The sequence below is a fragment of the Klebsiella sp. HMSC16A12 genome, from assembly GCF_001808265.1.
GTDB classification, from domain to species: Bacteria; Pseudomonadota; Gammaproteobacteria; order Enterobacterales; family Enterobacteriaceae; genus Klebsiella; species Klebsiella pneumoniae.
The window spans coordinates 1-26291 of the sequence record NZ_KV792642.1 but is presented as its reverse complement, the minus strand read 5'-3'; the positions used below and the strand labels follow the sequence as shown (position 1 = coordinate 26291).

General features: G+C 60.0%; 27 protein-coding genes. 16 read left to right on the top strand and 11 right to left on the bottom strand.

The window, feature by feature from the left end:
• Positions 1-40 precede the first annotated feature (40 nt).
• From mmuM to HMPREF3140_RS28950, 3 genes are all read right to left on the bottom strand, one after another.
• Positions 41-973, bottom strand: a complete 933-nt coding sequence (gene mmuM / locus HMPREF3140_RS21840; protein WP_004144601.1) for a homocysteine S-methyltransferase — start codon at positions 971-973, stop codon at positions 41-43.
• Complete coding sequence (gene mmuP / locus HMPREF3140_RS21835; RefSeq protein ID WP_070553102.1) at positions 960-2369, bottom strand: S-methylmethionine permease; 1410 nt, start codon at positions 2367-2369, stop codon at positions 960-962. The genes mmuM and mmuP overlap by 14 nt, the downstream gene beginning before the upstream one ends.
• An 82-nt stretch (positions 2370-2451) precedes the next feature.
• A complete protein-coding gene (locus HMPREF3140_RS28950) occupies positions 2452-2580 on the bottom strand; it encodes a hypothetical protein (protein WP_012737473.1) in 129 nt (42 codons plus the stop codon).
• 62 nt (positions 2581-2642) lie between these two features.
• Here HMPREF3140_RS28950 and eat point away from each other — a divergent pair, with 62 nt between their 5' ends.
• The 3 genes from eat to eutC are packed head-to-tail and all read left to right on the top strand — an operon-like array spanning position 2643 to position 6193.
• Positions 2643-4022 (top strand): ethanolamine permease, encoded by a 1380-nt coding sequence (gene eat, locus HMPREF3140_RS21825; RefSeq protein ID WP_032410894.1) that lies wholly within the window; start codon positions 2643-2645, stop codon positions 4020-4022.
• A 9-nt stretch (positions 4023-4031) separates the two neighbouring features.
• Complete coding sequence (locus tag HMPREF3140_RS21820; protein WP_004151352.1) at positions 4032-5420, top strand: ethanolamine ammonia-lyase subunit EutB; 1389 nt, start codon at positions 4032-4034, stop codon at positions 5418-5420.
• A complete protein-coding gene (gene eutC, locus HMPREF3140_RS21815; RefSeq protein WP_021441260.1) occupies positions 5417-6193 on the top strand; it encodes an ethanolamine ammonia-lyase subunit EutC in 777 nt (258 codons plus the stop codon). The genes HMPREF3140_RS21820 and eutC overlap by 4 nt, the downstream gene beginning before the upstream one ends.
• Positions 6194-6632: 439 nt before the next feature.
• On the opposite strand, the gene HMPREF3140_RS28945 is transcribed toward eutC, so the two are convergent.
• A complete protein-coding gene (locus HMPREF3140_RS28945; protein ID WP_004144596.1) occupies positions 6633-6776 on the bottom strand; it encodes a hypothetical protein in 144 nt (47 codons plus the stop codon).
• On the opposite strand from HMPREF3140_RS28945, the gene HMPREF3140_RS21805 reads away from it, so the two are divergent.
• From HMPREF3140_RS21805 to HMPREF3140_RS21785, 5 genes are read left to right on the top strand one after another with little or no spacing between them, the layout of a single operon-like run.
• Complete coding sequence (locus tag HMPREF3140_RS21805; protein ID WP_004147267.1) at positions 6769-7875, top strand: ABC transporter substrate-binding protein; 1107 nt, start codon at positions 6769-6771, stop codon at positions 7873-7875. The two genes, HMPREF3140_RS28945 and HMPREF3140_RS21805, sit on opposite strands and share 8 nt — an antisense overlap.
• A 19-nt stretch (positions 7876-7894) precedes the next feature.
• Entirely contained in the window at positions 7895-8794 is a 900-nt protein-coding gene (locus HMPREF3140_RS21800; RefSeq protein WP_070553101.1) for a branched-chain amino acid ABC transporter permease, read from the top strand.
• Positions 8794-9843 carry a branched-chain amino acid ABC transporter permease gene (locus HMPREF3140_RS21795; protein ID WP_008805324.1) on the top strand — a complete coding sequence of 350 codons (1050 nt, stop codon included), beginning with the start codon at positions 8794-8796 and terminating at the stop codon, positions 9841-9843. The genes HMPREF3140_RS21800 and HMPREF3140_RS21795 overlap by 1 nt, the downstream gene beginning before the upstream one ends.
• Positions 9830-10612 (top strand): ABC transporter ATP-binding protein, encoded by a 783-nt coding sequence (locus tag HMPREF3140_RS21790; RefSeq protein WP_004183132.1) that lies wholly within the window; start codon positions 9830-9832, stop codon positions 10610-10612. Before HMPREF3140_RS21795 ends, HMPREF3140_RS21790 begins: the two co-directional genes overlap by 14 nt.
• On the top strand, positions 10605-11300 hold the full coding sequence (locus HMPREF3140_RS21785) for an ABC transporter ATP-binding protein (protein WP_002890126.1): 696 nt from the start codon (positions 10605-10607) through the stop codon (positions 11298-11300). Before HMPREF3140_RS21790 ends, HMPREF3140_RS21785 begins: the two co-directional genes overlap by 8 nt.
• Before the next feature lie 116 nt (positions 11301-11416).
• Here HMPREF3140_RS21785 and HMPREF3140_RS28450 read toward each other — a convergent pair whose 3' ends face one another.
• Positions 11417-11587 (bottom strand): hypothetical protein, encoded by a 171-nt coding sequence (locus HMPREF3140_RS28450; protein WP_002890108.1) that lies wholly within the window; start codon positions 11585-11587, stop codon positions 11417-11419.
• A gap of 334 nt (positions 11588-11921) precedes the next feature.
• On the opposite strand from HMPREF3140_RS28450, the gene HMPREF3140_RS21775 reads away from it, so the two are divergent.
• The 4 genes from HMPREF3140_RS21775 to HMPREF3140_RS21760 are packed head-to-tail and all read left to right on the top strand — an operon-like array spanning position 11922 to position 14979.
• The gene (locus HMPREF3140_RS21775) at positions 11922-12731 is read left to right on the top strand and encodes an ABC transporter substrate-binding protein (RefSeq protein WP_070553100.1); all 810 of its coding nucleotides are present in this window, start codon (positions 11922-11924) and stop codon (positions 12729-12731) included.
• A gap of 1 nt (position 12732) precedes the next feature.
• On the top strand, positions 12733-13551 hold the full coding sequence (locus HMPREF3140_RS21770; protein ID WP_004151355.1) for an amino acid ABC transporter ATP-binding protein: 819 nt from the start codon (positions 12733-12735) through the stop codon (positions 13549-13551).
• Complete coding sequence (locus tag HMPREF3140_RS21765; RefSeq protein ID WP_004178715.1) at positions 13548-14300, top strand: amino acid ABC transporter permease; 753 nt, start codon at positions 13548-13550, stop codon at positions 14298-14300. Before HMPREF3140_RS21770 ends, HMPREF3140_RS21765 begins: the two co-directional genes overlap by 4 nt.
• Positions 14290-14979: an amino acid ABC transporter permease gene (locus HMPREF3140_RS21760; protein ID WP_021312329.1), complete on the top strand. Its 690-nt coding sequence runs from the start codon at positions 14290-14292 to the stop codon at positions 14977-14979. The genes HMPREF3140_RS21765 and HMPREF3140_RS21760 overlap by 11 nt, the downstream gene beginning before the upstream one ends.
• A 3-nt stretch (positions 14980-14982) precedes the next feature.
• Here HMPREF3140_RS21760 and HMPREF3140_RS21755 read toward each other — a convergent pair whose 3' ends face one another.
• From HMPREF3140_RS21755 to ecpR, 6 genes are all read right to left on the bottom strand, one after another.
• Positions 14983-15693: a fimbria/pilus periplasmic chaperone gene (locus HMPREF3140_RS21755; protein ID WP_002890061.1), complete on the bottom strand. Its 711-nt coding sequence runs from the start codon at positions 15691-15693 to the stop codon at positions 14983-14985.
• The gene (gene ecpD / locus HMPREF3140_RS21750; RefSeq protein WP_002890060.1) at positions 15662-17305 is read right to left on the bottom strand and encodes a fimbrial adhesin EcpD; all 1644 of its coding nucleotides are present in this window, start codon (positions 17303-17305) and stop codon (positions 15662-15664) included. Before ecpD ends, HMPREF3140_RS21755 begins: the two co-directional genes overlap by 32 nt.
• Entirely contained in the window at positions 17295-19820 is a 2526-nt protein-coding gene (locus HMPREF3140_RS21745; protein ID WP_021312330.1) for a fimbrial biogenesis outer membrane usher protein, read from the bottom strand. The genes ecpD and HMPREF3140_RS21745 overlap by 11 nt, the downstream gene beginning before the upstream one ends.
• 25 nt (positions 19821-19845) lie before the next feature.
• On the bottom strand, positions 19846-20514 hold the full coding sequence (locus tag HMPREF3140_RS21740) for a fimbrial chaperone EcpB (RefSeq protein ID WP_004144586.1): 669 nt from the start codon (positions 20512-20514) through the stop codon (positions 19846-19848).
• A 58-nt stretch (positions 20515-20572) separates the two neighbouring features.
• Positions 20573-21160, bottom strand: coding sequence for a common pilus major fimbrillin subunit EcpA (ecpA, locus tag HMPREF3140_RS21735; RefSeq protein ID WP_032410888.1), 588 nt, complete (start codon positions 21158-21160; stop codon positions 20573-20575).
• A gap of 74 nt (positions 21161-21234) precedes the next feature.
• Positions 21235-21777, bottom strand: a complete 543-nt coding sequence (ecpR, locus tag HMPREF3140_RS21730; protein ID WP_004144585.1) for an ECP biosynthesis operon DNA-binding transcriptional regulator EcpR — start codon at positions 21775-21777, stop codon at positions 21235-21237.
• An 848-nt stretch (positions 21778-22625) separates the two neighbouring features.
• On the opposite strand from ecpR, the gene phnC reads away from it, so the two are divergent.
• From phnC to phnE (HMPREF3140_RS21710), 4 genes are all read left to right on the top strand, one after another.
• Positions 22626-23468 (top strand): phosphonate ABC transporter ATP-binding protein, encoded by an 843-nt coding sequence (gene phnC / locus HMPREF3140_RS21725; protein WP_004177295.1) that lies wholly within the window; start codon positions 22626-22628, stop codon positions 23466-23468.
• Between the two features lie 22 nt (positions 23469-23490).
• Positions 23491-24429: a phosphonate ABC transporter substrate-binding protein gene (gene phnD, locus HMPREF3140_RS21720; RefSeq protein ID WP_002890002.1), complete on the top strand. Its 939-nt coding sequence runs from the start codon at positions 23491-23493 to the stop codon at positions 24427-24429.
• A 66-nt stretch (positions 24430-24495) separates the two neighbouring features.
• Positions 24496-25368 (top strand): phosphonate ABC transporter, permease protein PhnE, encoded by an 873-nt coding sequence (gene phnE, locus HMPREF3140_RS21715; RefSeq protein WP_021312332.1) that lies wholly within the window; start codon positions 24496-24498, stop codon positions 25366-25368.
• Positions 25365-26249, top strand: coding sequence for a phosphonate ABC transporter, permease protein PhnE (phnE, locus tag HMPREF3140_RS21710; protein WP_032410886.1), 885 nt, complete (start codon positions 25365-25367; stop codon positions 26247-26249). The genes phnE (HMPREF3140_RS21715) and phnE (HMPREF3140_RS21710) overlap by 4 nt, the downstream gene beginning before the upstream one ends.
• Positions 26250-26291 lie beyond the last annotated feature (42 nt).

Here is a 26291-nt window from a genome sequence, read left to right as displayed (position 1 = left end):
TATGTAGGCCGGGTAAGCGCAGCGCCACCCGGCAAAAAACTTAGCGCTTCGCGTTAAGCGCGGCGATGTCCTTCGGCGTGGTGCGGCAGCAGCCGCCGATCAGCTTCGCCCCGGCCGCCAGCCACTGCGGCAGATAATCCGCCAGGCTGGCGCAGGCTTCGCCATGATGGTGCCAGGTCTTGCTCACCGCATCATAATGTTCGCCGGAATTAGGATAGACCACCAGCGGCAGGGCCGTCAGGCTGTGCAAATGCGCCAGCGCCGCGGGCGTATTTTCCAGGGCGATACAGTTGATCCCCACCGCCACCACCTGCGGGTTATCCGCCAGGGCGGCCATCACCTCGCGCAGCGGCGTGCCGTCGCTGAGATGTTCGGCGTCGCGCAGCGTGAAGGAGTACCAGGCGCGGGCGCGGGGATACTCCTGCAGCAGGGCCGCCAGGGCCTGGATCTCAGCGAATGACGGCAGGGTTTCACAGGCCAGCAGGTCGGCGCCGGCATCCAGCAGCGCTTCGACGCGCGGGCGGTGGAAGGCCTGGAACTCTGCCGCGCTGCGCTGATAATCGCCGCGATACTCCGAGCCGTCGGCGAGAAACGCGCCATACGGCCCCACCGAACCGGCCACCAGCAGCGTACCGGCCTGCGGGTTCTCGGCGAGGTACGCCTCGCGCGCTTTGCGCGCCAGCTCGACGCTTTTGCCGATTAGCGCCCGGGACTGCGCCTCATCCAGCCCGCGCGCGGCAAAGCCCGCCGGAGTGGCCTGATAGCTGGCGGTGATCGCCACCTGCGCCCCGGCGCGAAAGTAGTCGAGATGCACATCGCGGATCAGCTGCGGGTTCTCCAGCAGCACTTTCGCCGACCACAGGCTGTCGGCCAGATCGCAGCCGCGGGCCTCCAGCTCGGTGGCCATGGCGCCGTCCAGTAGCACGAAAGGCTGGGCGGCAAGCAGGGCGGTAAACGGATTAGTCTGCGACATGTTGGGGCTCCTGAGTCATATTCCGTGAACGAGTAAGATACCAGGCACCATAGCACAGGGCCACAAAGGGGATCCCGCACCACAGCGCAATTCTCTGGCTCGGGTCAAAAGCGAGGCCCACGCAGGCCACCAGGCACAGCACAAAGCCCAGAACGGGCACCACCGGATACCAGGGAGCGCGATACTGCAGATCGCTCAGAGCCTTACCCTGCTGCAGATGGCGGCGGCGGAACATAAAGTGCGAGGCGCAGATGCTCAACCACACCGCCACCACCGCAAAACCGGAGATCGCCGACAGCGCGACAAACACCGTATCTGGCGCCACCACGCTGGAGAACAGCGCCAGCACGCCGCCCAGCATACTCACCGACAGGGCGGTCACCGGCACGCCCCGTTTATTGACTTTGGCAAAGCAGGCCGGCAGCGTCTTCTCGTTCGACAGCGACCACAGCATCCGCCCGGAAGCGTACAGGCCGGAGTTAGCCGCCGACAGGATCGCCGTCAGGATCACGAAGTTGAACATGTCCGCCGCATAAGGGATGCCCACCTTCTCAAACACCAGCACGAAGGGGCTTTTCTCCACTCCCGCCTGCTGCATCGGGATCAGCGCCGCCAGCACAAACACGGTGCCGATAAAGAAAATAATCAGCCGGGCGATGGTGGTGCGGATGGCAACCGGAATAACCTTATGCGGGTTTTCCGTCTCTCCGGCGGCAATGCCGATAAGCTCCGTCCCGGAGAAGGCGAAGTTCACCGCCACCATGGTCATCAGGATCGGCAGGCCGCCGTGCGGGAACCAGCCTTCGGCGGTGATATTGCGCAGGCCCGGCGCCGGGGAGCCATCCTGCATCGGAATGATGCCGAAAATGGCCGCGCCGCCGAGAATAATAAACGCGACGATGGTGATCACTTTCACCAGCGAGAACCAGAACTCGCCTTCGACGAAGAAGCGCGTCGAAATGATGTTAAGGCCGAAGATCACTGCGCAGAACACCACGCACCAGATCCAGACCGGCACCTGCGGGAACCAGTACTGCATGCAGAATCCCGCCGCGGTGAAGCTCGACCCCAGCGCCACCGTCCACGTTAGCCAGTAGAGCCACGCCACGGTATAGCCCGTCGCCGGGCCAAGATAGCGCGCCGCGTAAACGTGGAAGGCGCCGGTCTCTGGCATCGCCACCGACAGTTCCCCAAGGCACTGCATCACCAGCCAGACCACCAGGGCGCCAATCAGATACGCCAGCAGCGTCCCGGCCGCGCCGGTGGTGGAGATGATATAGCCGGTATTAAAGAATAAGCCGGTGCCAATCACGCCGCCGAGCGACAGCATGATCAGATGGCGCGTTTTCATGGTGCGCTTCAGCTGCCCACCTTGTTGTTGTGTTGTGCTTTGCATTTTATTTTCTCACGCCAGCCCGCTTGCCCGGGTCATGATGCGTATAAACGTATAGACATCTAAACATCCAAAAGAAGAAGTGTTATACCGTGCCGCCGCTGAAAAAGCAAAGCCGCTGCACCAGGGCGCGCGCCGACAGCGTGCAGCCTGCCCCATTTTTGCGCAGCGCCAGCGGGCGCGCCACGGACTGACGCCTTATCGCGGCAGACAACGTTCTGGCACTCTCTTTGCAGCCTGTCGTTCAGCACCTTTCTATCTGGCGAGGCAATACGTATGACAGAGCACACCACCACCTTAAAAAGAACGCTCGGCAGTTTTCGTTTATGGGGGATCGCCGTCGGACTGGTGATATCCGGGGAGTACTTCGGCTGGAGCTACGGCTGGTCGCAGGCGGGCACGATGGGGTTTATGGTCGTCGCCCTGGCGGTCGCCGCGATGTACTGCGCCTTTATTTTCAGCTTTACCGAGCTGACCACCGCCATCCCGCACGCTGGCGGCCCTTTCGCCTACGCCTACCGCGCCTTCGGGCCCACCGGCGGCTTTATCGCTGGTTTTGCCACCCTGATTGAATTCATCTTCGCCCCGCCGGCCATCGCCATGGCCATCGGGGCCTACCTCAACGTGCAGTTTCCGGCGCTGGATCCGAAATGGGTCGCCTGCGGCGCCTACGTGATCTTTATGACGCTCAATATTCTCGGCGTCGGCATCGCCGCCACCTTCGAGCTGATCGTCACCCTGCTGGCCATCTTCGAGCTGCTGGTGTTCATGGGCGTGGTCGCCCCCGGCTTCTCCTGGAGCCACTTCACCACTAACGGCTGGGCGGGCGCGGACAGCTTCAGCGGCCTGGCGCTGCCGGGGATGTTCGCCGCCATTCCGTTCGCCATCTGGTTCTTCCTCGCCATTGAGGGGGCCTCCATGGCGGCCGAAGAGGCCAAAGATCCGCAGCGCACCATTCCCCGCGCCCTGGGCGGCGGCATTCTGACGCTGACGGTGCTGGCGATCGGCGTGATGGTCTTCGCCGGCGGCGTCGGCGACTGGCGCGCGCTGTCCAATATTAACGATCCGCTGCCCCAGGCGATGAAGACGGTGGTGGGCAACGGCAGCGGCTGGCTGCATATGCTGGTGTGGCTGGGGCTGTTTGGCCTCGTCGCCTCCTTCCACGGCATCATTATGGGCTACTCGCGGCAGATCTACTCCCTCGCCCGCGCCGGCTATCTGCCCGCCGGGCTGGCCTCCCTCAACCGCCGCACCCGCACCCCGCATCTGGCGATCCTTGCCGGGGGCGTGGTGGGGATCGCCGCGATCTTCTCCGACTCGCTGATCACCATCAGCGGCATGCCGCTGACCGCCTGCATCGTCACCATGTCGGTATTTGGGGCTATTGTTATGTATATCACTTCCATGGCGGCGCTGTTCAAACTGCGCCGTAGCGAGCCGAAGCTGATTCGTCCGTTCCGCGCCCCGCTCTACCCGCTGGCGCCGGCCTTTGCCCTCGGCATGGCGGTGCTCTGCCTGGTGGCGATGGTCTGGTATAACCTGCTGTTGGCGCTGATTTTCGCGGCGATGATGCTCGGCGGCTACCTGTGGTTCCGCAAAACCGCAGCGGCCCGTGAACGGGCGCCAGTGGATCCTCAACTGCGCACGGTCTCCTGAGGAGGCGGCATGTATAAAACCACGCTATCGGGCCAGGTATGGCGCTTTGATAGTCTGAAAACGCTGATGGCGAAAGCGTCGCCGGCCCGTTCCGGCGACGCCCTCGCAGGGGTTATCGCCACCTCAGCCGAAGAGCGGATGGCGGCGAAAATGGCCCTCGCCGAGGTGCCGCTGACCGACATTCTCGACAACCCGCTTATCCCTTACGAGCAGGACGAAGTGACTCGCCTGATCCTCGACACCCATGATGCGCAGGGCTTTGCCGCCCTGCGTCACCTGACGGTCGGCGATTTTCGCGACTGGCTGCTGGATGATGCTACCGATACCGCCACGCTGCAGCGGGTCGCCCGCGCCATCACCCCGGAGATGGCGGCGGCGGTCAGTAAGCTGATGCGCAATCAGGATCTGATCCTTGCCGCCAGCAAATGCCAGGTGGTGACGCGCTTTCGCAACACCATCGGCCTGCCCGGCCACCTCAGCGTACGCCTGCAGCCCAACCATCCCACCGACGACCTGAAAGGCATCGCCGCCAGTATGCTCGACGGGCTGCTGTACGGCGCCGGGGACGCGGTGATCGGCATCAACCCGGCCAGCGACAGCTTACCGGTGCTGGCGCAGCTGAACGTCATGCTGGACGATATTATTCAGCGCTTCGCTATCCCTACCCAGTCCTGCATTCTGACCCATGTGACCAATACGCTGCAGCTGATTGAGCGCGGCGCGCCGGTGGATCTGGTGTTTCAGTCGGTGGCGGGAACCGAAGCGGCCAACAGCGGCTTCGGCATCAACCTTGCCATGCTGCAGGAGGCCCGCGAGGCGGCCCTGAGCCTCAGGCGCGGTACCCTCGGCAACAATGTGATGTATTTTGAGACCGGCCAGGGGAGCTGCCTGTCGGCCAACGCCCACCACGGCGTCGATCAGCAAACCTGTGAGGCGCGGGCCTACGCCGTCGCCCGCCACTTTGAACCGCTGCTGGTCAATACGGTGGTCGGCTTTATCGGTCCGGAGTATCTCTACGACGGCAAGCAGATTATTCGCGCCGGGCTGGAGGATCATTTTTGCGGCAAGCTGATGGGCCTGCCGATCGGCTGCGACGTCTGCTATACCAACCACGCGGAAGCGGATCAGGATGATATGGACACCCTGCTGACCTTGCTGTGCGCCGCCGGGCTCACCTTCCTGATCGGCGTGCCCGGAGCGGACGATATCATGCTCAATTACCAGAGCACCTCGTTCCATGACGCGCTGTACGCCCGTCGTCTGCTGGGCTTAAAGCATGCCCCGGAGTTCGCCGACTGGCTGGCGAAGATGCAGATTATCGATCCGCACGGCGCGCTGCGGCTCACCGACGCCCGCCATCCGCTGCTGTCCGTCCTGCCGCAAGGAGCCTCCGTATGAACCGTCCCGATGCCTGGAACCCGCTGCGTGAATTTACCGATGCGCGGATCGCCCTGGGGCGCAGCGGCGCCAGTCTGCCGACCCGCGAAGTCCTCAACTTTGGTCTGGCCCATGCCAGAGCGCGGGATGCCATTCATCAGCCGTTCGCCAGCCAACAATTGGTGGCGCCGCTGGCGGCGCTCGGCCTCGACGCCCTGACGGTGCACAGCGCCGCGCCGGACCGTCATACCTATCTGCGGCGCCCGGATCTCGGGCGGCAGCTCGCCGACGAGAGTCGCGCCGACCTCGCCGCCAGCGGCGTCCGCCCCGCCGACCTGCTGCTGGTGATCGGCGACGGCCTCTCTTCCTGGGCTGTAGAGCGCCAGGCGGTGCCGTTGATCCGCGCCCTGCTGCCCTATCTGCAGACGCTGGGTATCGGCCTGGCGCCGGTGGTGCTGGCGCATCAGTCGCGGGTAGCGCTGGGAGATGATATTGGCGAAACCCTGAAAGCCCGCGCGGTGGCGATCCTGATTGGCGAACGACCGGGTCTCTCCTCGCCGGACAGCCTCGGCGTCTACCTCACCTGGCAGCCTCATCGTCAGCGCCTGGAGTCTGAGCGCAACTGTATCTCCAATATTCGGCCGGAGGGATTAAGCCATGACGCCGCCGCCTTTAAACTGGCCTGGCTGCTGGAGCAGGCTTTTTTGCGCCGGCTTACCGGGGTGGGTCTGAAAGATGAAAGCGATAATCCGGCGCTGCATGGTAAAATAAAACCGTTGCCCCCTTTAAAATAATAAGTCACGCGAGCAGCAGAATAGATTTTTAATATTATCTTGTGCACCTGACTTTATATTCCGCCGCGCGCTGAAATTGCCCGGCGGCGCTTCGCTGGTACGGGTCTACGGAAGCCGTGCCAGCGGTTTATATGGCGTATTTTTCAGGCCGGGTAAGGCGCCAGTCGCCCCCCGGCAAAATGCTTTCACCGTACCAAAAACCGTGTTGTCGCCAGCCTTATGCCCTTCCCTGCAGGTAATAAGAATATTGCATGAGTAAAAACGAAACGGACGTTGTAAGGTAAATCAGCGCATTAAAAATACCCGTCATACTTCAAGTTGCATGTGCGTTGGCTGCGTTCTCTCCCCCAGTCACTTACTTCTGTAAGCGTCTGGGGACTCGCTTACTTGCCGCCTTCATGCGACTCGAATTATTTAGGGTATATATCTCGTTATCTATTCAACATAACAGCCAATAATTCGCCGGATACGCTGGCGCATTATTCCTCAATGTTATGCAGTCATTGATGGTTAAAGATAAATAATCGACCGACGGAGAAATACCAATGAAATCGTTTTCCGGGAAAGCGTCTTTAATGGCCACGCTGGTTGCCGCGCTGGTCGGCGCCAGCAGCGCGCAGGCAGCGGAAATTAAAATCGGGGTGGTATTACCCCTGAGCGGCGCCCTCAGCGGCTATGGTCAGCCGTCGCAGAAAGGGCTGGACATTATTCAGGCCATCACCCCAACGTTAAAAAATGGCGATACCATCAAGCTTATCGTTATCGATGATAAAAGCGACAAAGTCGAAGCGGCCAACGCCATGCAGCGCCTGGTCTCCAGCGATAAAGTGGATGCCGTGATCGGGGAAGTCACCTCCTCCAACACCCTGGCGATGACCAAAATCGCCGACGACAGCAAAACGCCGCTGGTCTCCTCCACCGCCACCAACGACCGCGTCACCCGCAACCATCCCTACGTCAGCCGGGTCTGCTTCTCGGACAGCTTCCAGGGGGTGGTCGGGGCCAATCTGGCCTCCCGCGATCTGAAAGCCAAAACCGCCGCCATCGTGTTTGACAGCAGCAACGACTACTCCGTCGGCCTGGCGAAAGCGTTCCGCACCCAGTTCCTGAAAAACGGCGGCACCATTCCCATCGAGGTCCAGGCCCCGGGCGGCAGCAAGGACTTTAAAGCCCAGCTGGCGAGCGTCAAGGCGAAGAATGTCGACATGATTTACATGCCGATCTACTACACCGAAGGGGCGCTGATTGCCGTGCAGTCTAAACAACTGGGGCTCAACAAACCGGTGGTGGGCGGCGACGGTCTGGCCGCGGATCAGGTCTTCTTCGATGTCGGTAAAGACGCGGTCAACGGCTATATGACCACCGATTACTACTCGCCGAACGCCAAAGAGCAGACCCCGGCGGGGGAAACCTTCATCAAAGCCTGGGAAGCCAAATACCAGCAGCCGACCCATACCTGGGGCGCAATGGCGGCGGACGCCTATAACGTCATCGTCAACGCCATGAACCAGTGCAGCGATCCCCACGATCGGGTCTGCGTAAATGAAAAAATCCGCGCCACCAAAGATTTCCAGGGCGTGACCGGCACGCTGACGTTACAGAACGGCGACGCCATTCGCAGCGCGGTCATCAACGAAGTGAAAGATGGCAAGCTGGCGTTTCGTACCGTGGTTAACCCTTAAGTTGTGACGAGGCTACAAAATGGACGGCGCCATTTTTCTCCAGCAAGTGGTCAATGGAATGAGTCTTGGGGGCATGTACGCCCTGATTGCCATCGGTTATACGATGGTTTATGGCGTGCTGCGGCTGATCAACTTCGCCCATGCGGACGTGATGATGGTCGGCGCGTTTAGTACGCTGTTTTTATTTTCTTCGGTTGGGCTACCCTTCGGGGTAGCCGTTTTCCTGACCCTCGGGCTGTGCGGCCTGTTTGGTATGCTGATTGACCGGGTCGCCTATCGTCCGCTGCGTCAGGCCTCGAAAATCTCCATGCTGATCACCGCCATCGGCGTCAGCTTCTTTCTCGAAAACCTGTTTAACGTACTGTTTGGCGGCAGCTCGCGCTTCTTCTCCGCCCCTGACTTTTTCAACCAGACCCGGGCCTTCGGCAGCGTCATCATTACCAACGTGGCGTGGATTGTGCCGCTGATCACCGTCCTGCTGCTGCTGGCGATCCTCTGGCTTCTGTACCGCACCCGCTATGGGATGGCGATCCGCGCGGTGGCCTTTGACGTCAACACCGTGCGCCTGATGGGCATTGACGCCAACCGGATCATCTCCCTGGTCTTCGCCCTCGGCAGTAGTCTCGCGGCGCTCGGCGGCGTGTTCTACTCCATCAGCTACCCGACGATCGATCCCCTGATGGGCGTGCTTATCGGCCTGAAGGCCTTCGCCGCCGTCGTGCTGGGCGGGATCGGCAGCGTCACCGGCGCGGTGCTGGGCGGCTTTATCCTCGGTTTTACCGAGGTGGTCGCCGTGGCGATCTTCCCCGAACTGGGCGGCTATAAAGACGCTTTCGCCTTCCTGTTCTTGATTCTGGTCCTCTTGTTCCGCCCGGTCGGCATTATGGGCGACGAACGTCTGGAAAGGAGCCGTTTCTGATGCTCAACGCGACGACGACCGCCGGGGCGCAGCTGCGCAACCTGGCCATTATTGTCATCTGTATCGCGCTGCTGGCCGGAATCAACGTGGTTTTCAATGACTACATTGTTCGTGTCATCAGCACCATTTTTATCTTTATGATCCTCGCGGTCAGCTACAACCTGATCAACGGCGTGACCGGCCAGCTGTCGCTGGAGCCGAACGGCTTCGTGGCGGTGGGCGCCTACGTCACCGCCCTGCTGATCCTCTCCAGCGACAGCAAGGTAGACATGTTTGAAATGGCCGCCCCCAGCCCGTGGATCCTCAGCCTGCACGCGGGCTTCCTCCCTGCCCTGCTGATAAGCGGCCTGTGCGCGGCGGCGCTGGCGGTGTGCCTCGCCGTGCCGGTCTTCCGGGTACGTGGCGACTACCTGGCCATTGTCACCCTCGGCTTTGGGTTTATCATCAAGATCCTCGCCATTAACAACCCGCAAATCACCAACGGCGCCATCGGGCTGAACGATATTCCGCAGCAGCCGCATCTCCTGTTCTGGTGCGGACTGTTCGCCCTGCTGGCCACCGGCATGATCCTCCAGCTGGTGTGGTCGAAGTATGGCCGGATGATGAAAGCTATTCGCGACGATGAAGATGCGGCGATCGCTATGGGGGTCAACACCTTCCGCATTAAAACCTGCGCCTTCGCCACCAGCGCCTTCTTCGAAGGGATCGGCGGCGGTCTGCTGGCTTCCCTGCTGACCACCATTTCCCCGGGACTGTTCGACTTTATGCTCACCTTCCAGCTGCTGATTATTATCGTCCTCGGCGGGCTCGGCAGCACCACCGGCGCCCTGCTCGGCACCGTGCTGGTGGTCGGCAGCGGCGAGTGGCTGCGCTTCCTCGATCAGCCGCTGCAGTTCTTCGGTCACGATCTCGGCGCGTACCCGGGCCTGCGAATGGTGGTCTTCTCCCTGCTGTTGCTGATTATCATGCTCTTCGCCCGCGAGGGGCTGCTGGGGAAAAAAGAGATTTGGCAGATGGGAAGAAGGAACAGCAGCTATGGCGGAAAATAACGTTATCCTGCAGGTGCAGGACGTCACCATGCAGTTCGGCGGCCTGCGGGCCATCGACAACGTCAGCTTCCATGTTGACGAGTCGGAGATCTTTGGCCTTATCGGCCCTAACGGCGCGGGCAAAACGACCCTGTTTAACGTCATTACCGCCAACTATAAACCCACCAGCGGCAGCGTCACCCTGGCGGGCACGTCGCTGAAGGGGCTGAAGCCCAACCAGGTGGTGAACGCCGGGATCGCCCGCACCTTCCAGAATATCCGCCTGTTTAACTCCATGACGGTGCTGGAGAACGTGATGGTCGGGCTCGACCGCGCCAGCCGCTACTCGCTGCTGGAGGCGGCCCTGCATATTGGTCGCTACTTTCCGGCCGAGCGGGCGGCGAAAGCCAAAGCGATGGCCATCCTGGAGGATATCGGCATCGCCCACTTCGCCCATATGCAGGCCACAAACCTAAGCTATGGCAACCAGCGCAAAGTGGAGATCGCCCGCGCGCTGGCCACCGCGCCGAAGCTGCTCCTGCTCGATGAGCCGGCCGCCGGGATGAACCCGAAGGAGACCGAGGATCTGGCGGAGCTGATCTTCCGCATGCGCCATGACTATCAGCTAAGCGTCCTGTTAATCGAGCACGATATGCCCTTCGTCAACCGCCTGTGCGAGCGGGTGATGGTTCTGGAGTACGGTAAGCCGTTGTTCAGCGGCCTGATGGCCGAGGCGATCCAGCATCCGGACGTCATTTCCGCTTATCTGGGAGAAGCCAATTATGCTTAACGCCCGGGAACTGAAGGTCTTTTACGGCGTGATCCAGGGTCTGAAGGGCGTCGATATCGACGTCTATGACCGGGAAATCGTCACCCTGATCGGCAGCAATGGCGCCGGTAAAACCTCCACCCTGAACGGGATCGTCAACCTGGTGCGCTCCAGTGGGCGCGTCAGCTTCCTCAACGACGATATCTCACGCAGCCAGACCCACCAGATCGTGCGTCGCGGGCTGGCGCTGGTGCCGGAGGGACGGCGCGTCTTTACCAACCTGACCATCGAAGAGAACCTGCGCATGGGCGCTTACAATAATCTCGCCGGCTACGCCCGCCTGCGCGATCGCATGTACGCCCTCTTTCCGCGGCTCAAGGAGCGGCGCCATCAGATGGCGGGCACCATGAGCGGCGGCGAGCAGCAGATGCTGGCCATCGCCCGGGCGCTGATGAGCGAGCCGGTGTTATTGATGCTGGATGAACCGAGCCTCGGACTGGCGCCGAAAATTGTCGGCGAGCTGTTCGGCATCATTAAGCAACTGCGCGAAGAGAATATGACGGTGCTGCTGGTGGAGCAGAATGCGACGGCCGCGCTGGCGATCGCCGATCGGGCGTATGTCCTGGAGAATGGCCGGATCACCTTGTCAGGCGCGGCGCGGGAGATGCTGACTAATCCGGAAATTAAGCGGATGTATCTGGGGGGATAGGCATGGTCAAAACTGCCTGGGCTGCGGCGGCGCCTCCTGCAAGGCCGCAACCTCAGGCAGTCTCTTGCTACACAAAGCACACCTCGTTCCAGTAGGCTTCTCGCGTCCTGCGTCGCTCAGTATGTCTTATCATGACGGAACCACCGGGTTTCCACGTTGCCAATGTCCACGCCGTAGAGGCTGGCTACCGGCAGGATCGCCTCCATGACGCGCTGGGTATCCTGCTGTCCGGCTTCACCGTTGGACAAAAAAGCCAGCCAGCCCGTTAACCGTTGCCACAATGCCACTTTCGTTTTCTCCTCTGTCGGGAAGCGAATCGCCTGGGTCTATTTCAACCACAGTTGGCCGGGCGCGGGAAATATTAATTCCGAATTTGCAATCCTGGCTGGCGCATATTACCCCCGGTCCTATCCCCCTCTCCCTGGCCCTCTCCCTGAGGGAGAGGGGATCGCCCGGCAGTCGTTGCCGTCCTGGTAAAACGCCAGCGGCGCATAAAGAATACCCATAGGTTTGTTAAGTTCTTTTTGGTTATAGATAAGAATTTTTTCTTCTTTGCCGCCGACGGGCAATTTGTGGGAGCGTGATGTCCACAAAACAAAACAGGGATTCAGGGGAAAAACTATGCGCAATAAAACCACAAAAATCGCACTGGCGCTGGGTATGCTGCTGCTCGCCTCGCAGGCACAGGCGGACCAGCTGGCTGACATCAAAGCCGCCGGCGTCGTAAAAGTCGCCACCTTCGACGCCAACCCGCCGTTCGGCTCTGTGGACGCCAAAACCCACCATATCGTCGGCTACGACGTCGACTTTGCCCAGGCGCTGGCGAAAGCGCTCGGCGTCAAACTCGAGCTGGTGGCCACCAACCCAGCCAACCGTATTCCGCTGCTGCAGTCCGGCAAAGCCGACCTGATCGTCGCCGACATTACCATCACCCCGGAGCGGGCCCAGGTTATTGATTTCTCAACGCCGTATTTCGTCACCGGCCAGCAGTTCCTCGTGCCGGCCGGCTCTCCGGATAAGCTCGATGAGTACAGCAAAGCGCGCATCGGCGCGGTGAAAGGCACCACCGGCGAACAGGCCCTGCACCAGCGTTTCCCGCAGGCTCGCGTCCTCTCCTATGACGATATTCCGCTGGCCCTGACCGCCCTGCGCAACGGCAACGTCCAGGCCATCACCCAGGACAGCACCATCCTCGCCGGTCTGCTGGCGGAAGCGCCGGATAAAGCCAAGTATAAAATTCTGCCCGACCTGCTCAGCAAAGAAGAGATTGGCGTGGGCGTGAAGAAAGGCGAACCGGCCCTGCTGAAGGCCGTCAACGATGAGCTGGTGAAGCTGGAGAAAACCGGCGAAGCCGCGAAAATTTACGATGTCTGGTTTGGCCCTGCCACCAAAACGCCGCAGCCGCGCGCCTTTACCATAGAAGCGAAATAATATGTTCTCGGGTTTACTCTCCCACTCCGCGGCTCCGGCCGCGGATTTTTCACGTCTGCAGCGCGCCAGCATTACGTTCCGTGATGTGGCCAAGCGCTACGGCGATCATCAGGTACTTAACGCCATCAACCTACAGGTCGAGCCCGGCGAAGTAGTGGCGATCCTCGGCCCTTCCGGATCGGGAAAATCGACGCTGATCCGCTTGATCAACCAGCTCGAATCCTTAAGCGGCGGCGAGATCCTGATCGACGGCAAACCGACCAGCCGGCTGAGCGGCAGCGCCTTGCGCCAGCTGCGCAGCCGCGTCGGCTTTGTCTTCCAGCAGTTCAACCTTTATGCCCACCTGACGGCGCAGGAGAACATCACTCTGGCGCTGGAGCGCGTTCATGGCTGGGAAAAAAGCGCGGCTCAGGCGCGGGCGCTGGCGCTGCTGCGTCAGGTCGGACTGGAAGAAAAAGCGCAGCAGATGCCGGCGCAGCTCTCCGGCGGCCAGCAGCAGCGGGTGGCCATCGCCCGCGCCCTGGCCTCCTCGCCGCAGATTATCCTGTTCGATGAGCCCACCTCGGCGCTCGACCCGGAGATGATCGGCGAAGTGCTGCAGGTGATGAAAACCCTGGCCCACAGCGGGATCACCATGCTGGTGGTGACCCACGAGATGCAGTTTGCCCGCGAAATTGCCGACCGGGTGGTGTTTATCGACGGCGGCGACATCCTCGAAGTCGCCCCGCCGGCTGAGTTTTTCGCCCATCCGCAGCATGCCCGCGCACGGCGTTTTCTGCAGAAGGTGCTGGATCCGCTGCACCAGGAGAGCCTCGAGTGACGCCGATGCTTGACTGGCACGGCGTCCTGAGCGGGCAGCCGTTGCAATGGATTATCTCTGGTTTTCTCACCACCGTCTGGGTCAGCGTCGCCGGGATCCTGCTCGCCACCCTGCTGGCGGTCCTGCTGCTGGCCCTGCGCCTCGGCGGCGGACGCGCGGGGCGCGGACTGGTGGCCGCGTGGGTCTCGTTGTTTCGCAATACCCCGCTGCTGGTCCAGCTGCTGTTCTGGTACTTTGCCGCCTGGAACCTGCTGCCGCTGGCGGTGAAGGAGGTGGTGAACGACGAACACGCTTGGTCCATTCTGCCGGGCAACGTCTGGTGGCTGACGCCGGAGTTCCTCTGCTCAATGTGGGGGCTGGGGGTCTTTACCTCCGCCTTTCTGGTGGAAGAGATCGCCTCCGGACTGCGCGCCGTCAGCCACGGGCAGCGGGAAGCCGCGCTGTCGCAGGGCTTTACGCCGTGGCAGGAGCTGCGCTTTATCCTCCTGCCGCAGGGGCTGGCCAACGCCTGGCAGCCGATTGTCGGCCAGTATCTTAACCTGATGAAACTCTCATCGCTGGCCAGCGGCATCGGCTTTGCGGAACTGACCTATCAGGTGCGGCAGATTGAGAGCTATAACGCGCACGCCCTGGAGGCGTTTGCCGTCGGCACCGCGCTGTACCTGGCGCTGGGGGTGGCGATGGGCGTGGCGCTCACGCGTCTCGGCCCGGGAAGAAAACTGCAACGGAGCGCCCGACATGAACGCTAATCTGACGGTGATCGCCGATAACCTCGATTACCTGCTGTGGGGCCGGCTGGCGGAGGGCCAGCCCGGCGGCGTGGCGCTGACCCTGCTGATGGCCATCGGCGCCACCCTGCTGGCGCTGCCGGGAGGCATTGCGCTGGCGGGCCTGGCCTGGCGCTACGGCGGGCTGGTGCGGCGTCTGCTGTTTCTGTGGGCGGAAATTATCCGCGGCATCCCGCTGATATTTGTCATCTTCTGGCTGTGGTATCTGCTGCCGATGCTGACCGGCGGCGATCTGCCCGGCGCGGTGACCGTGACCCTGGCGCTGGCGTGGTTTACCGCCGCCTCGGTGATGCACTCGGTGCTGGCCGGGCTGCAGTCGCTGCCGAAAGGACAGTATGAGGCGGCGCTGACCCAGGGGTTCGCTCCCGGGCAAACGCTGCGCCTGGTGCTGCTCCCGCAGGCGCTGCGCAACGTTCAGCCGTCGCTGGTGGGGATCTTTATCGGCCTGCTGAAGGACACTTCGCTGGCGTTTATCGTCAACGTCCCGGAGCTGACCACCGTGGCCGGCCAGGTCAACAACCGGGTGCAGATCTATCCCCTGGCGATCTTCGTCTTCACCGGCGCGGTGTACTACCTGCTGTGCTGCGGTCTGAGCCTGCTGGCCAGCCGGCGCTTTACCCGCCGCGCGGCCACCAGATAAGGCTCACTCCGCGGGACGGGGCTTCAGCGGACAGGTATCGCTGATCTTAATAAATTTGTCGTTATAGACCAGATAGTGGTTCCCCGGCTGGCGCAGCGCCGGCTGGCGAACCACGTCCCCGGGACGCAGATACCAGGCGTCCCCCTCCTCTTCGGTCGAATCGCATCCGGGCTTAATCAGCAGCTTAAACCAGGTATTGCCGGTGTTGCTCACCGTCCCGGCCACCTTATCGAAAGACCATTTAAACTGTACCTCGCGCGGGCGCACCACCAGAATGGTATCCATCACCACCACCGGCTCCATGCTGACCTCGCCGCCGGTCGGGCTGCGCCTCGTCAGGTTGCGGGTGGGGATTTCGCGAAACGAGACCCGATAGTAGCGCTCGCGGTTATCCCGCGGCCCATGATAGTAAAATTTAAAATACTCGCTCTCACCTGCCTGCAGCACCAGCTGGCGGGGGGCGAACAGCAGTTCGCCATCCACCGGCCGGGAGCGGACTTCGCTGCCGCCCGGGCGATCGATGGCGCTGACGGCGATGCGGTACAGCCGCGCGCTTTTATTGTTGTTGACCACCCGTTTGCTGGCGAAATCCGCTTCAGCCGGCAGGGAAAAGGTCAGGTTGCCGACCGAGATCGCCTGCGCCAGCGGCGCTGCCAGCAGGCAGCCCACCGTCAGCAGGGCCTTAGTTAATGTTGCGCCACGTCGCCTGGACATGAATCTCTCCTGAAGCGCTGACTTCGCCAAACCAGCCGTTATCGTCTACCGTCCGCAGCGAAATGGCGTTATCCATCGGAATCGAAAATTTCACCGTGGTCTTATCCATCTGCCCCACTTCGCCGGAGATATCGGTCCACGGCGTGGTCAGCCACAGCGCATCGGTCATATCCCGCCAGCTGTCATCGCACCCGGCATCGTAGGTCTGAGTCGTGCCGCTGCGGGTGATAAAAGAGAGCGTCGCCGGGAACGGCACTTTCGCCGTACCGTCATCGGAACTGAAGAGACAGTAGGAACGCCCGCCAATCACCTGCGCCGGTCCGGTCACCTTGATCAGCACTTCATCGGCGGCCGTTTTACCGCTGGTGGTGACGATGTAGCCGAAATCGAGCGCCGGTTCGCCGCTGCCGACATACCCCTCGCGCGACGGCGCCGAGGTATATTCGTCGGAGATAATGCTGATGCTGAAATCACGGGGCTTGATAATCAGCGTGTTGGAGGTGGAAAACTCATACCAGCCTGACTCCGGCGAGGTGGTGTTCTGAAAGCGAAAGTTGAACAGATCCTTGGTGTTGATATCGCTGATCCCGAGGTTCACCATCTGTTTAAAGAAGTTGCTGGAGAAGAAAACATAGATCGAGTCTGAGCTCTTCATCTCGTTGAAGGTGTAGTAATAGGCGGTATTGCTCACCGGCTTCCATGAGCTGCCGTTGAGGCTGAACTGCATATCGTACGCCCCGACGGCCGAGGCCAGCGACGAGTTGGCGATCGCCGGGAAAATATGGATCGAGGTATTGCTTAAGCCGTTGGTCTGCAAGGTATAGTTGACCATCTTACAGCTTAATCCTGAGCGGCTGCCGATGGTCTGCGTCCGGCAGTCGGCGTTCCCTTCCCCGAGGGTCGGCACGCCATCGCTGTTGATAAACACCTCCGCCAGCGAGTGGGTATTAATCAACCGCAGGTTCGCGGCTTTGGTGTGGGTGACGTTGCGCACATACCAGTTACCGGAGGCCTGATCCTTACAGCGCGCGCCGCTGCTGGCATCGTAGTTCACCGAGGTCTGACAGGCATTGATGGTCATCGTAAAGCTGCCGCCGACCGGCATCTGCTGCAGATATTGATAGAAGGCGTCCGACATCATGCCGTGCATCCACTTCGCGCCGCCGCTGGTCACCGTCGCGCCGTAAAACCCGCTGGCGTCGGTGGTCTGCGGCAGGATCAGGCTGGTAGCCATATCGCACCCGGCGTACCAGTTGATGCAGCGCAGGCCGGTTAAGGGGTGTGAAACCGGTGAGTTTTCCAGCCACATATCAAACTTCCAGTTGGCATTGAGCCCGGTGTTGTAGCCGTTATCGATATAGCCGAGACTCTGCTGATAGATGGTCCCGGAGCCGGTGTATTTTAAGCCGGTCCAGCGGTTAGCGCCGGTCATACGCGGATCCAGCGCCCCGCCGGGGGTGACGAAAAAGTTGTCGTCGGAGTTGTTTTCCACAAACACAAACTCGCGCGCCGGCGCATCCGACCAGGTGGTCTTGGTCACCGCCGCCCTGAGCGCGGCTGCCGGCCAGAGCAGCGCGAGGATCGCCAGCGCCATCAGTGCATTAACTTTCATTCTCTTCTCCTGACTGCTGCACCGCCGCCCACGACGAGAGGCCGCTGCAGACCACATCCCCCACCCAGACGGCGCCGCGCGCCTGGCTGAGCTCCAGCGCCACTTCGCAGGTTTTATTGCCGCCGTAGCTGAAATCGATAGTGGGGTATTTCTTATCCACGTCCATGACAAACTCGCCGTTTTCATCGGTGCGGGTACGGCCGATATGGTTGTTAATCCGCGCATTCGCCAGCAGCGTGCCGTCTTCTGCACGAATACGGCCGGAGACGGTGACCATCTGCTTCACCTCTGGCTCAATCACCGCGACGTTGCCCGGATAAAGGGTCAGATGACTCTTGCGCCCGCTGACGATGTCGTAGCTGTCGAGCGAGTTTTTGCTGTTCTGCAGCTCCACCTCATAGCGACCATAGGGAGAGAGCGGCAGGTAGTTACGCTTGCCGCTGAGCGGGAAGATCCGCCCGTTAACCCTGGCGCTGATCTGACCATCGTCCTCCAGCCCGGTGTTGAAGATCACCCCAGCGTTGCCGTCGGTTCGTCCGCTGGCGGCGATATTTTTGCCCTGCCAGCCGACGCTGCCGCTGGCGGTGAGGTTGGTGTTGACGTAGCCGTCCGCCGCGCTGTTGACGTTCAGCGTGCCGCTGGCGTAGCGGGCGTCGAACTGGGCATACGCGCCGCCGCTGAGGGTTTTGTCATCCCCGGTATCGCCGGAGATGGCCCGCGACAGATTGGCGCCGATGGTGCGAATAGTGCCTTCATCAAACTGCTTGCGCGCTGAGAGGTTAGCCATGGTGTAGCCGTTCTGATGGGTCATCCCGGCGCTGAACCAGTTGCCCAGCGGCAGCGACAGATCGAGGGCGATATATTTCCCGGTGTTGGCGCTGCTGTCGCCATTGTTATAGCGCTGGATCCCCGCCCGCAGGCCGAGCGAGCCAAAGGCGCCGCTGTAGACCGTCTGATAGTAATCCGCGGTGTAGTAATGGCTGTTGTAGCGACGGTCATCGTTGTAGCTGACGCTGAACGTCCCCAGCTTCGACCACAGCGCGTTCAGGTTGAGGGTGCCGCCGATCGCCCGGTTGTCGGCATCGCTGCGCCGCAATTGATCGCCAATGCGGGTTCTCTCCTGGTTAACCCACACTGAACTGAATCCCCCGGGCAACGTGGCGCTGATGCTGCCGACGCTGCTCCACGAGCTGTCGCTGGCCAGCATGTTTTGCAGGTTAACGTTGATCGACTCGCCCAGCGGTAGCGTCAGGCGGGTTTCCCCCACAGCCTGGTTGTCGTAGCCATAGCCCGTAGCCGCCCAGCTCAGGGTGCTGAGCGACCCGGAGGCCGAAAGGCCTGCCAGCCAGCTCTCTTTCGCCGGCCGGGTCTTTTTCCCGCTCTCTGACCAGCGATCCATATGAAAACTGCCGCCCCATACCTGCCACGCCAGCGGCGCGCCGGCGCCGCGTCCCCGGCTGAACAGCTTATTGACCCGCTGGGTGCGTTTGCTGACCACCCGACCATTGACGATCACCTCCACTTCCACGTCGTAAATACCGTACGGCAGGCCGCGGGTATCCACTTCATGGTTGCCCATAGCGAAGTTCTGGACGCTCAGCAACCGACCGTCACGGGTGAGATGCACCTCGCCCGCCGCCGGCAGAAAGGCGATCACCGGCGTGGCGGACTGGCTGTTGTCGAAGACGGTGGAGCTGGCCTGGTTCCCCCAGGAAAGGCCGTAAATCTTACCGGCCGAAATAGCGGTCATCGGTCCCAGGGACTGCAGGTTCCAGGTGTCAAGCATCCCGCCGGCAAAGCGGTGGCCGGCGAAATCGCGCTCATACATGGCCTTATATAATTCACTGTCCTGCTGACCGCTGCCGATGCCGTACAACGAGCCGTCGAGCACCACGTGATGCTCCCGCAGCGCCGTGACGTTGTTCAGCGACAGGTAGCTGGAGGTGTTGCTCCCGCCGTTACGCATCTGATTGTTATAGACGCCGAGGTTATAGCTCAGGTTGCTGCTGAGAGCGTTGACGCTGGACTGGCCGATATCTTCGCTGCGCGAGCGCAGGACGGTGCCCAGCGCCTCGCGCTTGACCACCAGCTGCAGCAGCAGCTGGCGCAGGCTGAGATCCAGCTGTGCGCTGTCGGTCAGGGGAATGGTGAGCGCCTCGCTGAACGGGGCGTTGGCCAGGCCGATCAGCTGCTGGCGGGTCTGTTCGCTGACGCTGGCGTTACCTTCGCTCTCCTCCAGCTGGATCTGCCGAACGCGCAGCTGGCCGCCGTCCAGCCAGATAAAGGCGCTGCCGATCCGCTGATCGTCCCGGGTGCTCTGGCTGCCGGCGAGATGAATATAGAGCGGGACGCTCATGCCGTCCTGCAGCGCCTGGCTGAAGGCCTGCGGAATAATCACCCCGCCAATCTGCTGCGCGCCTGCGGCGGTAGCGCTGACGTCGGGCTGAACGAACAAAAAGATCATGCCGAAGGCAAGCCGCGTTTTCAGTCCTGGGGTAATCCGTTGTAGAGGCATCGTCGTTATCCATCTGCACAGCTGTCTATTTCACGGGAACAAACTGCTCACCCTGCCAAAGCGCCACCCGTCCTTTTTTATCCGCCGTGTCCACGCGCGTAAAACGGCGCGATTTACCCGGCATCAGGTAGTAATTTTCTTTACACTCCTTACCATCGGCGGCCTTCAGGCAGGGGCCGTAGGCGAGGATCCGCAGCGTCGCATTCCCGGTGTTGGTCAGAGAGCCGTTGGCGTACTGAAAGCGATAGTTCACCTGCCGGGGCGCCACCACCAGGATGGTGCCGATGCGGGCGGAAGCAGTGGCCACCGCGCTGCGGTTGGCGTTATCGCGTTGGGCATCGCTGAGCGCCTGGTCGAACCAGACAATGCGGTAGTAGCGCTCTTTGTCATCCGCCGGGCCTTTGTAGAAGAAGCGGATCACATCGCTGGCCTGGGCGGGTAGCAGCAGGCTGGCGGGAGTGAGCAATACCTCATCCGGTTTGTCCATCGGGATAACCTGCCCGCCGTCCAGCGGGGAAGAGAGCCGTTCGAGATGGATATTGATCAGTCGACCGCTGTCTGTGCTGTTCTTGATCGTTTTGCTCAGCGTGCTGCTGCCGCTGTTCATAAAGGATGAAATATCGCCGACATCCAACGCCTGCGCCGGCGACACCCCGGCAAGCAGCAGCCCGAGGGCCAGAAGGTGCTTTTTCATAACAATTCCGTCCGTGAAAAAAGCAGGGGGAGATCCCCCTGCTGGTGCATCAGAAGGATCAGCTGGTCCAGGTGGCGTCGAACTGTACGCTGACGTCGCCGCTCCAGATCCCTTCCGGCAGAGTGCTGTAATCGGTCACGGCGGTGGTGCCGTTGGTGGTGCCGCTGATGATGGAGAAAGTGAAACCATCCTGCGCGGTGGTACGGCCGCTGGCGTTGTAGCCATTAGCCAGCGCGCTGAGGTTGCCGCCCATAATATTGTTGGCGGTATCGATCATCACGGTATCGCCAGTTTTTTCCACCGCGGCGCCGTTATAATCCACGCCCACGCTCAGCGTGGAGCCGGAGGTATCCAGCTGGGTTAAGGTGTTGGTGATAAGACGCGAGGTCAGCTTAAAGGCGGTCGCCGTTGTGTCCCCCTCAATCGCCACGTCAAACAGACCTTTCTGCGAGTTAAAGCCTTTAATGCCTTCGGCGTACTGGAACGCCAGGCTGCCGAGCGGGGTCACAACCAGCTTGCTGGTGGTATCTTTTTTAGCGGTCGCAGACCAGGTCGCTACAGCCTGAGCCGTTACGTCAGCAGCCTGCGCCACGCCCATACCGATAAACGCCGTTACCAGAGCTATTGCCAGAACCTTTTTTTTCATCGCTTTTTCATCCTGAGTTGAATTAAGGACATGATGTCCCGGTGAACCATTTAAAAAACAGAATTGCCTGGGTGTTACTGAACTAACTTATATATTTTGGAATACAGTTTGGCCTCAGCATTACGCCGATGGGTATACACTGTCTTCACGCTACAATTTTCAATTCTGGCGATCGATTTCGGCTGCATGCCCTGGGCGGTCATGCGGATAATTTTCATTTCCCGATCTGTAATTTTATCTTTCTTAATATCTTTGCGGAGAAACCTGCCATTAATTACATAGGCCAGTTCTTTTCGAATATCGCGACTCAGACCAACATATACCACGCCGCGAATATCGCTATTGTAATACCAGTAGTTCGCTAAGGCCTCTGATTTCCTGGCCGCAATCAATACGACCTGTTTCCCCTTTACCGCGGATAGCCATTCGCTGTCGCGCCTGATAAATTCGTTTAATGAAGCCGTATTGAGATTGATAAACACAAAATCTTTTCTGATTTTCTCCAGTGAGAGATAAATTAATTCGTCGATGTCTACAATCAGTTCGGACAGTCCTTTATAGAAATAGGAGTCATCGGCAGACCAAATATACTTATCGGAACAGCTTTTATATTCCATATAGTTTTTAACCTCATAGTCCTTGAAGTAATCATTTTTACAACGTCACTGCTTGCCAGGCCTATAAAGTTTACTGGCGTATTCGTTTCCTTTAATAAATCGCCATTAAATAAGACACGCATTACTTATCAATATTGGATAAGCGGGGGATTAAACTATAATTATTTTCTGCTTGGCGTTGAATTTAAGTTTTTTCCTATGGAGTGTCAACATGCGGAAAGGCAATGAATTTCGCGCCCAGGTCAATATTTACAAAAACTGAAAATATCAAATTTTTGAGCGCCAGAAAAAGACATTTATTTTCATAAGGTTATTGGTAATATAACCGTCAATTCTTATCTGCGCTTTATATTATCCAGGATCTTCGCCCTATTATGTTAGGAATATTCTTAATGGAACTCTTGAATGGCTTATCAAATAAACCGGATTTAGCACAAAAGAAAGGATATAAATCTACAAATAAACAAAAACCAGGATGATTCACCAACACATAAGACTCATGAATAGATTAACCTGCCGCACAAAATAGTTATGTATATGTTAATACATGCGGGATGTTGAATGCTAAACAAAGGCAGACGCATTATCTATTCGATTAAACAGTCTTCTTCATCAAGATTAAGCGAAGATTGCCGAAGGCTGCCTACGCCTACGAACCGGTCTGTCTCCGCGCCCTCCAAAGCATAGCGGCTTTTCGGCGCTTCGCCAGCCGCCAGCATGCCGCACGCGTTGAGCCGCTGGCCGTCGCTCTTTCACGCCAGTTCACGCTTTGTTCGCAATACCGTCATCAAAATTTCATATAAAGACCTATTAATAGTGGCCAGTTAATGACGAACCTGGACACTCTTATGAACAGCTCTCTTGCCGCGGTGGCCGAAACTGATTTCCAGCCGTTCACCGATCTCGCTGCCGGCCGGCAGCGGAAGGTCTTAAGCGTGCGTAATCTGAGTAAAGCTTATCAAGCCCAGCACAAGGTGCTGGACGGCATCAGCTTTGATCTGCACGCCGGGGAAATGGTCGGGGTCATTGGCCGCTCCGGCGCCGGTAAATCGACGCTCCTGCATGTCCTCAACGGCACCCACAGCGCCAGCGGCGGAGAAATTCTTAGCTACCCGGAAGTCGGTACCCCGCACGATGTCTCACAGCTGAAAGGCCGCGCGCTCAATGCCTGGCGTAGCCACTGCGGAATGATTTTTCAGGACTTCTGCCTGGTGCCGCGCCTCGACGTGCTCACCAACGTCCTGCTGGGCCGCCTCAGCCAGACTTCAACCCTGAAATCGCTGTTTAAAATCTTTCCCGCAGCCGACCGGGCGCGCGCCATTGCGCTGCTTGAGTGGATGAACATGCTGCCGCACGCGCTGCAGCGGGCGGAGAACCTCTCCGGCGGGCAGATGCAGCGGGTGGCGATCTGCCGGGCGCTGATGCAAAACCCCGGGATCCTGCTGGCCGACGAGCCTGTCGCCTCGCTGGATCCGAAAAACACTCAGCGCATCATGGATGTGCTGCGCGAGATTAGCGAGCAGGGCATCAGCGTGATGGTAAACCTGCATTCGGTGGAGCTGGTCAGGGCCTACTGCACCCGGGTTATCGGCGTCGCCAGCGGCCAGCTTATTTTTGACGATCACCCCTCCCGGCTGACGCAGGATGTGCTGCAGCGGCTGTACGGCGATGAAGTTAGCCAATTGCATTAATTTCACTTACACGGGCAACATAATGAAAAAATATATGACTGGCGCAGTTCGTTTATCCGCAATGGTCGCGGGCATGATGATGGCATGGCAGGCAGCGGCGGCGCAGCCGAAAGAGCTCAATCTGGGCATTCTCGGCGGCCAGAACGCCACCCAGCAAATCGGCGATAACCAGTGCGTGAAGGCCTTCCTCGATAAAGAGCTGAACGTGGATACCAAACTGCGCAACTCTTCCGACTATTCCGGGGTGATCCAGGGCCTGCTGGGGGGCAAAGTCGACGTGGTGCTGAGCATGTCCCCCTCCTCCTACGCCTCGGTTTATCTCAATAATCCGAAAGCGGTGGATATCGTCGGCATCGCCGTGGACGACAAAGATCAGTCTCGCGGCTATCACTCGGTGGTGATTGTCAAAGCCGACTCCCCGTACAAAACGCTGGACGATTTAAAAGGCAAAGCCTTCGGCTTCGCCGATCCGGATTCCACTTCCGGGTATCTGATCCCTAACCATGCGTTTAAAGAAAAATTTGGCGGTAACGCCGACAACAAATACAACAACACCTTCTCCAGCGTCACCTTCTCCGGCGGCCATGAGCAGGACATCCTCGGCGTGCTGAATGGCCAGTTCGCGGGCGCGGTCACGTGGGCCTCGATGGTTGGCGATTACAACACCGGCTACACTACCGGCGCGTTCAACCGCCTGATTCGCATGGATCATCCGGATCTGATGAAGCAGATCCGCATTATCTGGCAATCGCCGCTGATCCCGAACGGCCCGATCCTGGTGAGCAATGCGCTGCCGGCGGACTTTAAGGCGAAGGTCGTGGCGGCAGTGAAAAAGCTGGACACCGAGGATCACGCCTGCTTTATCAAAGCGATGGGCGGTACTCAGCACATCGGCCCGGGCAGCGTGGCTGACTTCCAGCAGATTATTGATATGAAACGCGAGCTGGTGAGCGCGCGTTAATCCTGCCTCAACGCCGCCTGCTTGCCCCAGGGTAAGCGGCGGCGCTACGTTGAAGATCCCCGACGCATGAAGACGACCCACACCGAATTTGAACGCTATTACCAGCAGGTACGCTCGCGGCAAAAGCGCGATGCCGTCTGCTGGTCGCTGCTGCTGCTGGCGCTCTATTTTGCCGCCGGCAGCGCCGCGGAATTTAATCTGCTGACTATCTGGCACTCGCTGCCCCACTTCTTTGACTATATGGCAGAGACCATTCCGCCCCTGAGCGCCGGCAACCTGTTCGCCGATGTGCAGACCAAAGGGTCGCTGGCCTGGTGGGGCTATCGCCTGCCGATCCAGCTGCCGCTGATCTGGGAAACCCTGCAGCTGGCGCTGGCCTCGACCCTGGTGGCGGTCGCCATCGCCACGGTTTTCGCGTTTCTTGCCGCCAATAACGCCTGGTCCCCGGCGCCGGTGCGCTTTGCCATTCGCGTGCTGGTGGCGTTTTTACGCACCATGCCCGAGCTGGCGTGGGCGGTGATCTTTGTGATGGCGTTCGGCATCGGCGCGATCCCGGGCTTTCTGGCGCTGATGCTGCATACCGTCGGCAGCCTAACCAAACTGTTCTACGAGGCGGTGGAAAGCGCGCAAAACAAACCGGTACGCGGCCTGGCGGCCTGCGGCGCGTCCCCGCTGCAGAAAATTCGCTTCGCCCTGTGGCCGCAAGTGAAACCGCTGTTTCTCTCCTACGGCTTTATGCGGCTTGAAATCAACTTCCGCTCGTCGACCATTCTCGGGCTGGTGGGCGCGGGCGGCATCGGCCAGGAGCTGATGACCAACATCAAACTCGACCGCTACGATCAGGTGAGCATCACCCTGCTGCTGATCATTCTGGTGGTGTCGGCGCTGGACATGCTGTCCGGTCGTCTGCGCCTGTGGGTACTGGAGGATAAGAAATGAGCGTCTGGCACATGCAACCGGATCTCGCCGCCAGCCGGCGGCAGCATAAGCAGCTCTATCAGGTCCAGGGGCGCTACCTGCGCTACGTCGGGCTGGTGGCGCTGGCCTGCGTGCTCTATTACGTCTGGTTTTTTCTGCAGTTTGGTATCAGCGGCGAGCAGCTGACCACCGGCCTGCAGCAGATTGGCCGCTACCTGGCGCGGATGTTCGTCTGGCACGACTTCTGGAACTGGCCGTTCGGCTATTACTTTACGCAAATCGGCGTCACCCTGGCCATCGTCTTCGCCGGGACGCTGACCGCCACGGTGCTGGCGCTGCTGCTCTCCTTCTTCGCCGCCCGTAACATCATGCGCGGCGTGGTGCTGGGGACCCTCGCCCTGCTGATGCGCCGCCTGTTTGATGTGCTGCGCGGGATCGACATGGCTATCTGGGGGCTGATTTTCGTGCGTGCGGTCGGCCTCGGGCCGCTGGCAGGGGTGCTGGCGATCATCATGCAGGATACCGGCCTGTTGGGAAGGCTGTACGCGGAAGGACACGAAGCCGTGGACCGATCTCCCGGGCGCGGGCTGACCGCCGTGGGCGCGAACGGCCTGCAAAAGCATCGCTTTGGCATTTTTACCCAGTCGTTCCCGACCTTCCTCGCGCTGAGCCTGTATCAGATTGAATCCAACACCCGCTCCGCGGCGGTGCTGGGCTTCGTCGGCGCCGGCGGTATCGGGCTTATCTATGCCGAAAATATGCGTCTGTGGAACTGGGATGTGGTGATGTTTATCACCCTGCTGCTGGTGGCGGTGGTAATGATCATGGACACCCTTTCCGCCTGGCTGCGCCGTCGCTATATCGGCGGCGCCACGGTGCCGCTGTATCAGGGCGGACGCTAGCGCGCCTTTGCGCCGGATGGCGGCTTCGCCTTATCCGGCCTA

What these genes read in the sequence shown, in the direction of transcription:
- mmuP (WP_070553102.1), bottom strand. Translation starts at nt 2,369, where the DNA reads ATGCAAAGCACAACACAACAACAAGGTGGGCAGCTGAAGCGCACCATG.
- HMPREF3140_RS21740 (WP_004144586.1), bottom strand. Translation starts at nt 20,514, where the DNA reads ATGAAAAAGCACCTTCTGGCCCTCGGGCTGCTGCTTGCCGGGGTGTCG.
- ecpR (WP_004144585.1), bottom strand. Translation starts at nt 21,777, where the DNA reads ATGGAATATAAAAGCTGTTCCGATAAGTATATTTGGTCTGCCGATGAC.
- HMPREF3140_RS21760 (WP_021312329.1), top strand. Translation starts at nt 14,290, where the DNA reads ATGAACGCTAATCTGACGGTGATCGCCGATAACCTCGATTACCTGCTG.
- HMPREF3140_RS21745 (WP_021312330.1), bottom strand. Translation starts at nt 19,820, where the DNA reads ATGCCTCTACAACGGATTACCCCAGGACTGAAAACGCGGCTTGCCTTC.
- HMPREF3140_RS21800 (WP_070553101.1), top strand. Translation starts at nt 7,895, where the DNA reads ATGGACGGCGCCATTTTTCTCCAGCAAGTGGTCAATGGAATGAGTCTT.
- HMPREF3140_RS21785 (WP_002890126.1), top strand. Translation starts at nt 10,605, where the DNA reads ATGCTTAACGCCCGGGAACTGAAGGTCTTTTACGGCGTGATCCAGGGT.
- eat (WP_032410894.1), top strand. Translation starts at nt 2,643, where the DNA reads ATGACAGAGCACACCACCACCTTAAAAAGAACGCTCGGCAGTTTTCGT.
- ecpA (WP_032410888.1), bottom strand. Translation starts at nt 21,160, where the DNA reads ATGAAAAAAAAGGTTCTGGCAATAGCTCTGGTAACGGCGTTTATCGGT.
- eutC (WP_021441260.1), top strand. Translation starts at nt 5,417, where the DNA reads ATGAACCGTCCCGATGCCTGGAACCCGCTGCGTGAATTTACCGATGCG.
- ecpD (WP_002890060.1), bottom strand. Translation starts at nt 17,305, where the DNA reads ATGAAAGTTAATGCACTGATGGCGCTGGCGATCCTCGCGCTGCTCTGG.
- HMPREF3140_RS21795 (WP_008805324.1), top strand. Translation starts at nt 8,794, where the DNA reads ATGCTCAACGCGACGACGACCGCCGGGGCGCAGCTGCGCAACCTGGCC.
- HMPREF3140_RS21755 (WP_002890061.1), bottom strand. Translation starts at nt 15,693, where the DNA reads ATGTCCAGGCGACGTGGCGCAACATTAACTAAGGCCCTGCTGACGGTG.
- HMPREF3140_RS21790 (WP_004183132.1), top strand. Translation starts at nt 9,830, where the DNA reads ATGGCGGAAAATAACGTTATCCTGCAGGTGCAGGACGTCACCATGCAG.
- phnC (WP_004177295.1), top strand. Translation starts at nt 22,626, where the DNA reads ATGAACAGCTCTCTTGCCGCGGTGGCCGAAACTGATTTCCAGCCGTTC.
- phnD (WP_002890002.1), top strand. Translation starts at nt 23,491, where the DNA reads ATGAAAAAATATATGACTGGCGCAGTTCGTTTATCCGCAATGGTCGCG.
- HMPREF3140_RS21820 (WP_004151352.1), top strand. Translation starts at nt 4,032, where the DNA reads ATGTATAAAACCACGCTATCGGGCCAGGTATGGCGCTTTGATAGTCTG.
- HMPREF3140_RS21805 (WP_004147267.1), top strand. Translation starts at nt 6,769, where the DNA reads ATGGCCACGCTGGTTGCCGCGCTGGTCGGCGCCAGCAGCGCGCAGGCA.
- HMPREF3140_RS21770 (WP_004151355.1), top strand. Translation starts at nt 12,733, where the DNA reads ATGTTCTCGGGTTTACTCTCCCACTCCGCGGCTCCGGCCGCGGATTTT.
- phnE (WP_032410886.1), top strand. Translation starts at nt 25,365, where the DNA reads ATGAGCGTCTGGCACATGCAACCGGATCTCGCCGCCAGCCGGCGGCAG.
- HMPREF3140_RS21775 (WP_070553100.1), top strand. Translation starts at nt 11,922, where the DNA reads ATGCGCAATAAAACCACAAAAATCGCACTGGCGCTGGGTATGCTGCTG.
- phnE (WP_021312332.1), top strand. Translation starts at nt 24,496, where the DNA reads ATGAAGACGACCCACACCGAATTTGAACGCTATTACCAGCAGGTACGC.
- mmuM (WP_004144601.1), bottom strand. Translation starts at nt 973, where the DNA reads ATGTCGCAGACTAATCCGTTTACCGCCCTGCTTGCCGCCCAGCCTTTC.